Origin of the sequence: Thermodesulfomicrobium sp. WS (assembly GCF_027925145.1) — a bacterium.
Taxonomy (GTDB): domain Bacteria; phylum Desulfobacterota; class Desulfovibrionia; order Desulfovibrionales; family Desulfomicrobiaceae; genus Thermodesulfomicrobium.
The window spans coordinates 1,967,202-1,980,630 of record NZ_AP027130.1 but is presented as its reverse complement, the minus strand read 5'-3'; the positions used below and the strand labels follow the sequence as shown (position 1 = coordinate 1,980,630).

General features: G+C 65.2%; 13 protein-coding genes. 5 read left to right on the top strand and 8 right to left on the bottom strand.

Annotation, left to right across the window (positions count from 1 at the left end; genetic code table 11):
* Window positions 1-230 precede the first annotated feature (230 nt).
* From flgN to fliW, 5 genes are read left to right on the top strand one after another with little or no spacing between them, the layout of a single operon-like run.
* The gene (gene flgN, locus QMF81_RS09525; protein ID WP_281750574.1) at window positions 231-704 is read left to right on the top strand and encodes a flagellar export chaperone FlgN; all 474 of its coding nucleotides are present in this window, start codon (window positions 231-233) and stop codon (window positions 702-704) included.
* Window positions 704-2,779, top strand: coding sequence for a flagellar hook-associated protein FlgK (flgK, locus tag QMF81_RS09520; protein WP_281750573.1), 2,076 nt, complete (start codon window positions 704-706; stop codon window positions 2,777-2,779). Before flgN ends, flgK begins: the two co-directional genes overlap by 1 nt.
* A gap of 9 nt (window positions 2,780-2,788) precedes the next feature.
* Complete coding sequence (gene flgL / locus QMF81_RS09515) at window positions 2,789-4,591, top strand: flagellar hook-associated protein FlgL (protein ID WP_281750572.1); 1,803 nt, start codon at window positions 2,789-2,791, stop codon at window positions 4,589-4,591.
* 8 nt (window positions 4,592-4,599) lie between these two features.
* Complete coding sequence (csrA, locus tag QMF81_RS09510; protein ID WP_281750571.1) at window positions 4,600-4,842, top strand: carbon storage regulator CsrA; 243 nt, start codon at window positions 4,600-4,602, stop codon at window positions 4,840-4,842.
* A complete protein-coding gene (gene fliW, locus QMF81_RS09505; protein WP_281750570.1) occupies window positions 4,815-5,288 on the top strand; it encodes a flagellar assembly protein FliW in 474 nt (157 codons plus the stop codon). Before csrA ends, fliW begins: the two co-directional genes overlap by 28 nt.
* On the opposite strand, the gene flgM is transcribed toward fliW, so the two are convergent.
* From flgM to QMF81_RS09465, 8 genes are all read right to left on the bottom strand, one after another.
* A complete protein-coding gene (gene flgM / locus QMF81_RS09500; protein ID WP_281750569.1) occupies window positions 5,285-5,584 on the bottom strand; it encodes a flagellar biosynthesis anti-sigma factor FlgM in 300 nt (99 codons plus the stop codon). The two genes, fliW and flgM, sit on opposite strands and share 4 nt — an antisense overlap.
* Before the next feature lie 8 nt (window positions 5,585-5,592).
* Window positions 5,593-6,012 carry a DVU0524 family FlgM-associated protein gene (locus tag QMF81_RS09495; protein WP_281750568.1) on the bottom strand — a complete coding sequence of 140 codons (420 nt, stop codon included), beginning with the start codon at window positions 6,010-6,012 and terminating at the stop codon, window positions 5,593-5,595.
* 127 nt (window positions 6,013-6,139) lie between these two features.
* Window positions 6,140-8,521, bottom strand: a complete 2,382-nt coding sequence (locus QMF81_RS09490) for an FAD-dependent oxidoreductase (protein ID WP_281750567.1) — start codon at window positions 8,519-8,521, stop codon at window positions 6,140-6,142.
* An 11-nt stretch (window positions 8,522-8,532) separates the two neighbouring features.
* The gene (locus QMF81_RS09485; protein WP_281750566.1) at window positions 8,533-10,167 is read right to left on the bottom strand and encodes a glutamate synthase-related protein; all 1,635 of its coding nucleotides are present in this window, start codon (window positions 10,165-10,167) and stop codon (window positions 8,533-8,535) included.
* The gene (locus tag QMF81_RS09480; RefSeq protein ID WP_281750565.1) at window positions 10,131-11,261 is read right to left on the bottom strand and encodes a glutamate synthase; all 1,131 of its coding nucleotides are present in this window, start codon (window positions 11,259-11,261) and stop codon (window positions 10,131-10,133) included. Before QMF81_RS09480 ends, QMF81_RS09485 begins: the two co-directional genes overlap by 37 nt.
* Before the next feature lie 189 nt (window positions 11,262-11,450).
* Window positions 11,451-12,581, bottom strand: coding sequence for a transglycosylase SLT domain-containing protein (locus tag QMF81_RS09475; protein ID WP_281750564.1), 1,131 nt, complete (start codon window positions 12,579-12,581; stop codon window positions 11,451-11,453).
* Window positions 12,578-12,955, bottom strand: coding sequence for a DnaJ family domain-containing protein (locus QMF81_RS09470; RefSeq protein WP_281750563.1), 378 nt, complete (start codon window positions 12,953-12,955; stop codon window positions 12,578-12,580). Before QMF81_RS09470 ends, QMF81_RS09475 begins: the two co-directional genes overlap by 4 nt.
* Window positions 12,952-13,410, bottom strand: coding sequence for a TlpA disulfide reductase family protein (locus QMF81_RS09465; protein WP_281750562.1), 459 nt, complete (start codon window positions 13,408-13,410; stop codon window positions 12,952-12,954). Before QMF81_RS09465 ends, QMF81_RS09470 begins: the two co-directional genes overlap by 4 nt.
* Between the last annotated feature and the right edge of the window lie 19 nt (window positions 13,411-13,429).

Here is a 13,429-nt window from a genome sequence, read left to right as displayed (position 1 = left end):
GGCATGCCTCCACAATGGGATGATGCGCCAATGTACGGTGGCGGGCCTCCTCCTGTCCACGGGGAAACGCAGCGCTTGGGGCAGGCCGGAAAAAGGTGCCGCACCGCGGGGAACCGGATGGGATGTGTTTTCTATTTTGTTCAATGATTTTTAGTTGGTTATGGTTTGGCCGTCTCCTTGCATCCCCGAAGGGCGAACGGGTGTTTTTTTCCCGAGAGGAGGCAGTGGTCATGGAACAGCTCGTGGTGCAGAGCATCGCCCGTCAAGCCAAAGGGGCGCAGCTTTTGGCCATGCTCTTGGAAGAGGAGCACCGGTTGCTGCGCGCCGGCACTCCCCAGGCCGTGGCCGGGGTCGAACTCATGGTGCAGGAATTGGTGCGGCAACTCGCTGCGGAACGCGCCTTGGTGCGCCGGCTCCTGGAGCCCATGGGAGTCCAGCGGGTCAGCGAGCTCATGGCGCAGATGGAAGACGGCCCGCGGGCCAAGTGTGCGCAGTGGCTGCAGGCCCTGGAGGAAGGGGAGCAGAAGAGCGCGCGCCAGAGCATGATCAACATGGATTTGGCCGAAGCCCTGCTGCAGCAGACCAGGGGGCTTCTGGCCCGCATCCAGCGTGACGTGCTGCCGCGGGAAAGTCATGTCTATACCGCCCGGGGAATGTGGCAGCGGCGGGCGCCGGAGGCCGCCTTGGTGCACGGGAGGTTGTGATGGTCGGCATCACCAGTCTGTTCGAGATCGGCAAGCGCTCGCTTCTGGCGAGCCAAAGCGCCATCCAGGTCACCGGCAACAACATCTCCAACGCCAATACCGAAGGCTACAGCCGGCAGCGGGTGCGCCTGGAAGACGGTCTCTACATCAGCACCGTGCCCGGCCAGATCGGCTCTGGGGTGCAGGCCGCCGAGGTCCTGCGGGATTTCGATGAGTTCATCGAACTCCAATATCTCGGCAAATCCTCGGAGTATTTGCGTTGGGACACCTTGAGCGCCCGCCTGCAGGATGTGGAAGGGGCGTTCAACGAGGCCAATACCGAGGGCATGAACACGGCCCTGGCGCGATTCTTTGCCGATTGGCAGCAGCTCGCCACCCGGCCCGACGACAGCAATGTCCGCACCGCCCTGCTCGCGGATGCCCAGAACTTGCAGATCTTTCTCACCGGCGCCGACAGCCGCCTGGAACAGATGCGCGCCCAGGCGGATGCGGCCCTGGAAGACGACGTGGAGACCATCAACGGCCTGCTTCGGGACATCGCCCGGCTCAATGTGGCCATTTTGGGGGCTGAGGTGCCGGGGAGCATCAATGCCAATGGGTTGCGCGATGAGCGCGCCGCCTTGGTGCGCACGCTCGCCGAGAAGATGGACATCGTGTACCTGGATAACGGCGGCGGCAACGTGACCATCACCACCAAGGCCGGGCAGACGTTGGTCTCTCGGGGGGAGTATTTCGAGCTCAAGGTGGAAGGGCCCCAGGCCATCGCCGATGTGGCGGCCTTTGACGGCAGTATCCAGTTTTCCGGGCAAAGCGACCACGAATACTTGGTGCAGGTGGTCACCGGCGGAGCCTTGGGGACGGCGCAGTTTCGGGTGTCCGTGGACGGTGGGCGCACCTGGCTTGCGGACGCCAGCGGCAACGACACCTTTTCGGCCCAGGCGTACGCCAACCGCATCACCCTGCCGGACGGCAAGCTCGACGTGTGGTTTACGGCCGGGACGCAAAACCTCCAGGCCGGAGACATCTTTGAGATCGTGCCCCACAAGGGGGTATACTGGTACGAGAACTCGTCCTCCAAGATGAACATCACCCCGCGCATCTTCCCCAGCGGCCAGGAGGACGCCAGCCGCATCACCGGCGGCAGTGTCGCCGGGATCTGCGCCTTTCGGGACTTCTACGTGGGGCGGTACAGCGAAAAGCTCGATGCCCTGGTGAAGACCGTGGTGTGGGAGGTGAACCAGCTCCATTCCCAGGGTACGGGCTTGGATCCCCTCACGGGCTGGACCGCCACCAACGCGGTGCGCAATACCGGTGTTGCTCTGGGCGGCGCCGATAGCGGCCTCATCTATGGGGAGAAGCTCACGGCCGGGAACCTGTCGCTTTCCGTGTACACGGACTCGGGCTCCCTGGTGCGAACCGTGGGCCTGGATTTGGATTCGGGAACCACCGGGCAGCAGAATTTCGATCCTGCGGTGCACACCCTGGAAGACGTGCGCGCGGCCTTCGACGCCGTGGACGGCATCTCTGCCACCATCGTGGACGGACGGCTGCGTCTGGCGGCCGATTCCGGCTTCACCTTCGCCTTTGGCGCCGACGCTACGGGCCTTTTGGCGGCACTGGGCATCAATACCTTTTTTGACGGCTCCCGGGCCAAGGATCTGCGGGTCAATGAGACCGTAAGCGCCGAGCCGGACCTCATCGCCTCCGGGCATGTGAACGGGGCAGGCGAGCGCAACGTGGGGGACAACGCCACGGCCCTGGCCATGGCAGCCCTGCAGCACAAAAAAGTCGCGTTCACCACCACCTTCGAGGGCACGGTGCAGCAGACGGTGCAGGATAACTACGCCAGCCTGGTGGCCTTGATCGGCGCGGATGTCTCCAACGCGTCGTTCAATCAGGACTACCACAAGACCTTGGCTGACGATCTGGCCCGGCGTCAGGACGAAGTGGCGGGTGTCAACCTGGACGAGGAGATGACCAATCTCATCAAATTCCAGCATGCCTACGCGGCTGCCGCCAAGCTCATCACCACGTCCGATGCCATGATCCAGACCCTTCTGGGCATCAAGAATTAAGGAGGAAGCATGCGCGTCACCACCCGCAGCCTGTACGGCGACTTCCTGTCCACCGTTGCCCGGACGCAAGCAAAACTGGCGGATCTCAACGAGCAGGCCGCCACCCAGAAGCGTGTCAACAAGCCTTCGGACGACCCCGTGGGCACGGCCCGCATCTTTGCCTACCGCGATTCCTTGGCGGCCATCGGCCAGTATGAGAAGAACATCGAGGCGGCCAAAGGGTGGCTGGGACTGGCCGATGAAGTCACCATGCAGGCGAGCGACATCTTGTCGCGGCTGCAAGCCCTGGCCGAGCAGGGGGCGACAGGGACCCTCACCGCCAAGGATCGGGCCGCCTCGGCCTACGAGGCCCGGCAGCTCTTCCAGCAGCTCCTGGGCCTGGCCAATAGCCGCTACGAGGGCAATTCCATCTTTGCCGGGCACCGGATGGACGAGACCGCCTATGTCCAAGGCGCCATGGTCCTGAACCAGGACGGCGCCGTAGTGGCGCGGGCCGAGGGCAGCCCGCCCGCCACCATCCTCGTGCAATTCGTGGGCCCAGCGGGCACCCAGGCCACGGTGGGGACCACCGACCCCATCACCTACCGCTACACGACCGACGGCGGGGTCAATTGGACCACCAAGACCATGGACGCCACCTGGCCGCACACCGTGGACTTGGACGGGGTGACGGTGCATCTGGAAAACGGCTTCACCGTGGACCTTTCCCCTGCCACCAACACCAAGACGTCTCAGGGGACCTGGCTCACGGTGGCCACCGCCGCGGTGTACCAGGGCGATGTGGAGGCCGAGGCGGCCGTCACCTATACGGCCAAGCCCACGGCGGCTTCCGCCCTGCAGGTGGACGCCCTGCCCGGCCTTTCCCAGGACGTGCGCATCCAGGTCACTGCAGGCAGCATGGGCGGAGCGGTTTCCTACCGGTATAGCTTGGATGGCGGCACCACGTGGAGCGCCCTTCAGACCGCGGATACCGGTCTTTCGCCGGTGCTCTGGACCCCGGGCGGTGCTGTGCGTCTGCGGGCGCCGTCCGGGACGAGTCTCGCGGGCGTGGATCTGACCGCCCGTGCAGCTTCCACCAGTGTGGATACCTTGGGGACCGCGGTTACCGCGTGGGCGGCAGGGAGTTTTTCCACCAACGTGCTCGTGCGGGTGGATACCGCCACCTCGGTGGGGGCTGCGGGGACCATCAGCTACTCCTACAGCATCGACGGCGGAACGACGTGGTCCACGGGGCACAGCGCGCCCAATGGGACCAATCCTGTACTGGCGGTTCCTGGCGGTGAGGTGCGGCTCACCCCGGGGCCGGGCGGGGAGTCGGCACTGCCGCAGAATGCCCTGTTCGTGGTGCGGCCCACCAGTGCCAGCCACGAAGTGGACGTGGCCTTGGGGGCGCGGGTGCGGCTCAACGACGTGGGCATGGAAATCTTTGGCGGGGTGTTTGCTTTTGGCGCGGTGACGGCCGCGGCCGACGCCAACCGGGCGGACAACCTCTTGGTGGCGGCGGCCAAGCTGGTGGCGGCGCTGGAGACCAACGATCAGCAGGGCTGCGGCCGGGCGGTGGATGCCATCAAGCAGGCGCGTTCCGCCCTGTCCGTGAGCATGGCTTCCATCGGTGCGCGGGAGAATCGCCTGGAAGTGGCCGCAACAGTGCTCTCAGGCCTCAAACTCGACGAAACCGAGCGCCTGAGCCGCGTGGAGGACGTGGACATCGCCGAACTCATGACCCGTTTGACCAGCCAGCAGATGGCCTACGAGGCGGTGCTGCGGTCTTCGTCGTACATCCTGCGCCAGAGCCTGGCCAACTATCTCTAGGAGCAGGCATGCTCATTTTGTCGCGGAAAGTGGGAGAGAGCCTGATCCTGGGGGAGGATATCCGCATCACCGTACTGGCGGTGCGCGGGCAGCAGGTCCGGCTCGGCCTGGAGATCCCGGCGGAGGTGCCGGTATTTCGGGAGGAGATCTATCTCAAGGTGCGGGAGGCCAACACGGCCGCCCTGGAAACCAATGAACACGACCTTTTGGCGGCGGCATCATTATGGAACAGCGAAACACACGGGTCATAGCCTCCCGCGTGGGAAAGGTGGCCGTGGATCCGGCCTCGGTGGTGACCTTTCCCCATGGCCTCATCGGTTTTGAGCGGTTGCGGGATTTCGTGCTGGTGGACTTCAAGCCCGGCACGCCGTTTCGGTACCTGCAAAGTCTCGAGCGCGCCGAAGTGGGGTTTTTGGTGGCCGATCCCTTTGCCTTTCTCGGGGAGTACCGCATTCAGGTGAGCAGCGTCGAGGAACGCATCCTCAAGGTACGCTCCGTGCGGGAACTGGTGGTGCTGGTGCTGGTGACGGTCCCCAAGGGTCGGCCTGAGGACACCAGTCTCAACCTCATGGGGCCGCTCTGCCTCAATGTCCGCGAGCGTATCGGCCTGCAGGTCCCCCAAGTGGGCATGCAGCCCACCCGGGTACTGCTGCGTGATTGCGGCGGGGAGTCGGCGGTGATGGCGCGGGTAGGCTAACCCCAAAGGTCGAGGTCATGGCGCACCATGGCGGCGGCGATGTCCTCGCTCTTGGGCGCGTAGGTGCCTGCTGCCACCTGGGCCTTGAGGGCCGCTACCTTGTGCGCCCGCACCCCGTCCGCCTCGGTGGCGGCGATGAGCACGGCGGCCTTGCGCCGACCTTCTTCGGAAAGCGACACCCGGTCGGTTTCCGGGGTGGGAGTGCGGTGCCGCGTGGTCTCGGTGCGCTCCAATTCCGGGGTGAGGCGCTGGGCTTCATAGCCCGCCAGGGGAGAAGTGATGGTCTTGATGGCCATAGGGCCTCCTACAGCATGGTTGCATCCACCTTGTGGTAGGTGATCTGCCACAAGCGCTGCATGAACCGGTCTTTTTCGCCGTTGGTCATAGCACGAGGCGTGCCGTTTTCGTCTTTGCGCAGGATTTCCAACTCGTCGCCGTCCGGGGGATAGCGAAAGACCAAGCCTGGGCCGAATTCTTCGTCCAAAGCTTGACGGATTTCCTGCACCACAGGGTTGGTGCTGGTGGACCCCACCAGGTTGTCCACGATCTCCCGTGCCACCCGTTCCACCAACAGGCGGCGCTTGGCCTCCTGGGAGATGGAGACGCTGTCGGCCGCGTCACGCTGGCTCATGAACTTCTTGAGCCGCGAGATGCGCCGACCGGTGTCCATCTGCTGGTCATAGGTGCGCAGCACGTTTTTGACGAGAAAGGGACTGATGGTCACGGCTTGGCTCCTTCTTGTCGCGCTGTATCGGTCGCTTCTGCAAAAACTTTAGGGCAGGTGCGCCAAAAAAGAAATGCCCCGGCAAGGAAGCTCTCCTGGCCGGGGCAGAGGGATGCCGTTGGGGGCGCTAGCCCATGGGAGTATTGGGGACCATGTGCCAGATGCCGCAAGGGCAGGAGTCGGCGCAGAACCCGCAGCCAATGCAGCGTTTGGGATCGCTCACCATGGCAAAACCGCCGTCGGGGAGGCTCTGGCGGGAGATGGCCCCGCGTGGGCAGATGGCTTCGCAGGTGCCGCAGTCCCGGCACAGGCCGCAGGAGGCGCACTCGCTTGCGCATTCCTCCACGGATCCAAAGCTGGCGCGGCGCGGATCGAAGTAGGCCAGGTGCATGCGCGTGGTGTCGATGGTCTCGGAAAGGAGGTTTCCGGGGTCCATGACCTCGTGGCGCAGGGCCTGGGCGTCGGCGATTTCTGCCGTGTCCGACAGGGGGCGGGTGCCGCGGTGGATGCCGTCGATGGTCTCGGCCACACGCCGGCCGTCGCCGATGGCCTGGGTGAGCAGGCCCAGGCGCACCACGTCGCCGATGGCGAAGACCCGCGGGTCCGTGGTCTGGCCGAACTGGTTGACCGTGACAAAGCCGCGTTCGCGGGCGATGTCTTCGGGGATGGCCGAGAGATCCGGGGCGTCGCCGATGGACACGATGACCGTGTCCGCAGGCAGCAGCCGACCGTCGGTGAGCAGCACGCCTTCCGCCGTGATCTCCTTGGTGAAGCACGGCCACAGGAAGCGGGCCCCGGCGCGCTCGGCCTCTTCCCGCTCCTTGCCGAAGGAGGCGGGTTTTTGCACGTCGATGAGGGTGATGTCCGTGGCCCCCAGGCGGGCCGCCTCGGTGGCCACGTCGCAGCCGACGTTGCCGGCGCCGATGATCACCACGCGCCGGCCCACCTGGGCGGCGCCGCGCTTGGCTGCCTTGAGGAAGTCCAGGGCCGTGATCAGACGCTCTTTGCCGGGTACCGGCAGGGTGCGCGGCATGCTTGCGCCGGTGGCCAGGATCACGAAGTCGTGGCGTTGACGGATGGACTGGAACTCCTCCGGGGTCAGTGGTGTTTGCAGTTGTACGTGACCGATGACCTGGCGGGCGCGCGCCAGCTCCGCCTCCAGCACGGCGCGGGGGATGCGGCTTTCGGGGATGGCGGCGCTGAGTTTTCCGCCCAACTGTTCTTCGCGGTCGTAGACCACAGGATTGTGTCCCAGCAGGCGCAGCTGCCAGGCCGCGGAAATGCCCGCAGGGCCGCCGCCGACGATGGCCACCGAGGCCCCGGTGATGGGGGGAAGCTCCGGCATGCCGGCCTTCTCGCTCGCCCGGCCGAGGAGCCGCACGTCCACCGGGGCCATGCGGTCCAGGTTACGGGTGCACCCCTGCATGCACAGGTTGGGGCAGAGATAGCCGCACACCGTGGCCGGGAAGGGGGTGAAGCGCAGGGCGAGGTTCACGGCCTCGTCCATGCGGCCGGCGCGGATGAAGGCCCAGCGCTCCCGCACCGGGATGCCCGTGGGACAGCTGGACTGGCAGGGCGGTAGGTATTTGCAGTTTTCCCACACCGGCACCATGCGCCGGAGTTCGTCGGTGACGATGTAGCCGATGGGGGAGCGGTCCAGGGTGGTGAGGTCGCCGATGAGTCCGCCGCGGCCCAGTTCTCCGTCCCACACCTGGGCGCGGAATTCGCTCATGGAGCGGCGTTTCTTGGTGAGTTTTTCCTGGGGCGAGCGCGCCACCACCAGGTGCCAATCCGCACGACCGGCAAGCTTGGGCAGCAGATCGCTTCTGCCGATGCGCTCCAGAAAGTCCGCAAGTCCGGCGCGCAACCACTGCCAGTCCTCGTCGCCCAGGGGCACATGTTTGGCGTCCGGCGGGCTCACCCATTGTTCGGGGCCGCGGTAGAAGATGCGCCCGCCCACCATGCCCACGCAGGGCCGGTATCCGAGCACCTGCTCCGGGTCCGGGGCATCCACGCCGCACACCACGGCGATGCCGCCGGCCATGAATTCGGCGAAATAGTCGCCCACCCCGCCGAGCACCCACAGCTCGGGCGGGGCAAAGCGGGGGTTGTGTTTGGTCATGGTCATGCCGCGGGCGCCGATGTGCCCGGCCACCCAGAGCTTGCCCTGGGCCATGGCATTGGCCGTGCCGTTGCCGGCGTTGCCGTGGACGATGATATGGGCGCCGGCGTTGAGCCAGCCGGTATCGTCCGAGGCCGGGCCCATGACTTCGATGGTGGTGCCGGGGAAACCAAAGGAGCCCAGACGCTGGCCCGCATGCCCGGTGACCGTGACCTGCACGGGTTCGGTGGCCGAGACCCAAAGCCGCCCGCCGATGCCATGCTGGCCGAAGGCCTCGATGGTGAGGCGCCGGGCCCCGGCGGTCACGGCCTGTTGGATGCGTTCCTCCAGGATGCGGGACTCCAGGCGGACGCCGTTTTCGTTTCCAGAGATGTGCACGTGTTCCATGATGTCCCTCGTTAAACGACGTAGCGGATCTGCAAGCGGTCAGCGGCATCTTTGTCATTGATGCCGATGGCGTCGGACATGCCGATGGGCAGGGAGGTGGAGCGGCCCAAGGGGGCAACGATCTTCTTGAGCTCGGTGTCGAAGCTCACGAAGAGGTCCACCAGGCGTTCGGCCACCTTTTCCGGATCCAGGCGGCGGTAGAGGCGCGGGTCTTGGGACGTGATGCCCTTGGGGCATTTGCCGATGTTGCAGATGTTGCACCGGTCGGACTCCGACCCCACACACCCGGCCGCGGCCTGCATGGCGTACTTGCCGATCTGCACCGCCGAGGCGCCCAGCATGATGAGGGCCGCGGCGTTGGCCGCCAGATTGCCGTTCTTGCCGATGCCGCCGCCGGCGATGAGCGGGATTTCGTTCTGTTTGCCCAGGGCGCACAGGTTGAGGTAGCAGTCGCGGATATTGGAGGCGATGGGCGCGCCCATGTGGTCCATGGAGACGTTGTAGGCCGCGCCGGTGCCGCCGTCTTCGCCGTCGATGGCCAGGGCCGCGGCGTACGGGTTGCGGGCGAGGTTGTTGAGCACCGAGGTGGCGGTGGTGGTGCCGGAGATCTTGGGGTACACCGGCACACGAAATCCCCAGGCCATGCTCATGGACTGGATCATCTTGGCCACGGCCTCCTCGATGGAGTACTTGGTCTGGTGGGTGGGCGGACTGGGCAGGCTCACTCCCGGGGGCACCCCGCGGATGGCGGCGATGAGCTGGTTCACTTTGTGCCACATGAGGAGCCCCCCGTCGCCGGGCTTGGCCCCTTGACCGTACTTGATCTCCACGGCGCAGGGGTCCTCCTTCATGTGCGGGATGGCGTGGATGATCTCGTCCCAGCCGAAATACCCCGAGGCGATCTGGAGGATGACGTATTTGAGGAAGCGGGAGCGTAGCAGCCGCGGCGGCACGCCGCCTTCACCGGTGCAGATGCGCACCGGCATCCCCAGCTCTTCGTTGAGGTACGCCACGCCCATTTGCAGTCCTTCCCACATGTTCGGCGAGAGCGCGCCGAAGGACATACTCCCAATCATGAGTGGGTAGATTTCCCGCACCGGGGGGACCCAGTCCCCTTCCAGGGCGGCGCGCACACCTTCCTGGGGCGGGAGCACCCGACCGAGCAGGGTGCGCAGGTCGAACTCGTGCCGGCCGGCATCGAGGGCCGGGTCCGTGAGCATGGAGATGCGGATGAATTTGATGCGGTCGAGGACCGATTCGTTACTGTTGCGCCGGCCCCCGCGGGTGCGCGCCTGGCCGCCCTGGTTGCGGTGCATGCACAGTTTGTCCTTTTCGTCCGAGTGCATGGGCATGATGGCGTCGTTGGGACACACCAAGGTGCAGGTGGCGCAGCCCACACAGGCGCGGTGGGGTTCGGTGCATTGTTGGATGCCGTAGCGGATGGACCAGGTGGTCTTGGGGCGTGTGGAGAGCGACGGGTGGGCGAGGATTTCCCGCTTGCGAAACACTCCGAGGCGAATGGCGCCTACCGGGCAGACGCTGGTACACGCACCGCACAGGGTGCAGCGTTCTTCCCGCCACTGGATCTGCCAGGGCAGGTCTTTGATGCTCAGCTGTGAAGGGGAAGCGGCTGTGTTTGCCGACATACGGTTACCTCCTGGCGCGAGGGGCCAACGATGACGGTGTCGAGGTGCATGGGCTGGACGTCTTTGGAGCGGTCCCGATCCGGGATGGCGAAGTCCAGGCCGCAGATTTCCGAAGAAAAGGCGAACAGGCCGGGTCGGCCGCCCACCACGCCGGGCCGCAGCTTCTTGCTGTCCTGCACCATGAACATGGTGCCGCCGGGGATGGTGCCGATGACGCAGTTGGGGCCGTCGATGATCATGCGGCGGCACAACTGCTTGAGGCGGGCAAGAAACGCCTTTTGGGGGTGGTTTTCCAGCTCGTGGTCCTTGAGGGGCGTGATGATGTGCTTGTACGCTTCGAGCGGCAGGCCCAGGACCTTGAGGGTGTAGTGGAGGATGTGGGTGAAGACCTCGGAATCGGAGTTGTAGCCTTCGTAGCCAGGGACGCCCTGATTCATGAGGAAATCGCGGATGGGCACGAAGGCGGTGTTTTCGCCGTTGGTCATGGTGGAGATCCCTTGGATGAAGAAGGGATGGCAGGCGTAGAGATTGATGGCGTAGTTGGTGTTCTGCCGGCCTTGGGCCAGGATGGTGCGGCACAGAAGTTCGTCCCGTTCCACGCCCAGGTATTCTCCCACCTGCAAGGGATCGCCGATCTCCTTGATCATGGCTGCATCAGGCCAGAAGGAAAACACGATGATGTCTTCGTTTTCAAGGCCCATGTGGCGCAGCTCAAGGCGGGTGCGTACCAAGGCGAGCTCGCGCTCCTGCGGGGCAAGCGCGGCCAGATGCGCGGGCATATCGTATACCCGCAGCACGTACACGTCCCGCTCCGGGGTCCAGCGGGGGCGGGGGCCTTGGGGCGTGATGGGCAACTCCCACAGCGGGGTGAAGCCCCAATCCTCCATGGCGGCGTCCAGGCGCCGCAGCCCTTCCCGGGTACAGATGCCCGAGAGGATGGGCTTGTCCTTGAAGGCGGCCAGCGGGCCGCTGAAGTCCGAGAGAAAGAGCCCTACTCCAGAGCCATCATGCCCTTCGCGCATGACATCGAGGGCGCGAATGGCGTGCATGGGTGAGATGGGCTCGCTTGCGGTGAGCGCAAAGAGTCGGCACATAGATGTCTCCCTCAACGGATGTCTTTTTGCAAAAATGTATTTCAATTTTGGCAAAAAGCGATATTTTTACGCAAAAATGCAAAAAACTCCCTGCGGACCGTGGTGGCCGCGCGGGAAAAGCGATTCAGCAAATTGAGGGCCAAATCGAAAATCGATTGGGCTGGCGGCAGGGACGCCCAAGGTCTTGAGTCATCCGTGGAGTCGGGTGCGGATCCCGTGGTAGTGGATGGCGATTTTGGAGACGTAGTTGACGGTCTCTTCAAAGGACGGGATGCGGCCATAGGTGGCGTAGCCTGGGGCTTCGTAGGCGGTGGCGCCAAGCCCTGCGTTGTAGCCCGCCGTGGCGGCGAGGATATTGCCTCCGCGGGCGCGCAGATGCCGGGCCATCATCCGCACCATGGCAGGCACGGCGAAGCGCGGCAGGGTGCGCTGGTCGAAGGCGGCAAGAAAGGCGTCGTCTTCGGCGTTGAAGATGGAACGTCCCTCGAAGTTGGCTTCGAGGTAGGCGCGGAAATTGCGGCGGGCGCTCTGGAGATCCGCCTGCAGGGCGTCTTGCTGGTCCCAGATGCGCTGCCAGTCTGTGGCCGTGCGTTTGGCGGCAGATGGGTTTTGTTGGGTCAGGCGCACCAGCTGGCGCAGGCCCTGTTCCGGGCGGGCGAAGAGGTCTGGGTGCGCGCGGCGGAGATCCCGCACCGTGGTGCGCAGGGTTTCGGCGCGCCGGGCTTCGTCCTGCCACTGGGGCTCTCGCAGCCCGGCGCTGATAAGCGGGGCGTCGGCGCACACCATGCCGTATTCTTTGGCCGTGGTGCGGATAAACTGGCACATGCCCACCGCCAGGGAAGAGGAGATGGCAAATTCGTCGAAAAAGGATTCCGCGAGGATCTGTCCCATGAGCCAGGCCGGGTCCACAGGGTATACGCCTGCGTTGGCGGTGATGGCGGGCAGCATGGCTTCTGCGGCCAGACGCATGCGCGCAAGGAGATCCACCTGGGCGAGGGGCTTTTTCCAGAGGGGGAGATTGCCGGTGGCGTAGGCGGTGGCCACGAAGTCGTAGGTGGCTTGGGCCAGACGCTGGGCAAATTCCGGGGCGCGGATCTCCGCGAGCAGGGGCTCGGGGTCAGGGCTTTGCATGATGCGGATGGCCCCCGAGGGCATCTTCGCCGCTTCGGTCAGGGGAACTTCGGGAAGCGGGGCGGTGGCGTTTTCGTCTGCCTCCGGCGTCTCCAGGGGTTCTCCTGCAGAAAGGGTGGCGCAGGCCGTGGCAAAGTACGGCAGCAGGGCGGCGGCCACGGTGGCCTTGAGAGAGTCGCGTCGGGTCATCTAGGGTCTCCGGCAAGGGTCATGCGGGCGACGATTTTGTCGAAATAGCGGGAGTTTTCTTCGGTGAGGAGCGGGTTTCGGAGTTTGGCCTTGAGGATGCGCACCTCCAAAAGCCGTATCTGGCGCAGGGCCCGGGCGGGGTCGCTTTCCCGCTCCAGGCACTCGATGAGCGAGCGGATTTCCCGCTGCTCCGCAACCTCCGGGGGCACGAACCCGGCGTTTTTGAGCACCGTGTAGGCCATGCGCAGCTCTGCCGGGACCCAGGTGTCGTCTTCCAGGTTCAGGGGTTTGCCTGCGCCCGGGAGGTTGTCGAACTCCCCGCGGGCCTGGGCTTCGAGGATGGCCTTTTCCGCCAGTTCCGTCCACAGATTCATGGCGCAAGAAGCGGGTCGATGTGCCGGCGCAGGGTGACGGCATCGGTTTCGCCAACGATGCTGGTGTGGATGCGGCCGGAAGGGTTGAGGATGAAGGTGTGGGGGATTTGCGTCACGCCAAAGGTCCCGGCCACGTCGCCCTGGTCGCGGAAAGACGGATAAGGCAGCGGCGTGTGGGAGAGGTAGGCTTCGAGGGCGTCCGGGTCATAGTCGAGACTGATGCCGATGATCTCCAGTCGGCCGCCGGGATAGGCGGCGCGCAGGCGGGCAAGCTCCGGCATCTCTTTCATGCACGGCCCACACCACGTTGCCCAGAAGTTGAGCACCACCACTTTGCCCCGGTGGGTGGCAAGCAGGCGCATGAGGTCGCGGGTGGTGATGTCTTGGGCGTGTCCAGCCTTAGTGAACCCAAGAAAGAGCAGGGCGCAGACGATGGCGAGAAGGCGGCGGGGCATGGGGCTCCTTGGCAGAAAA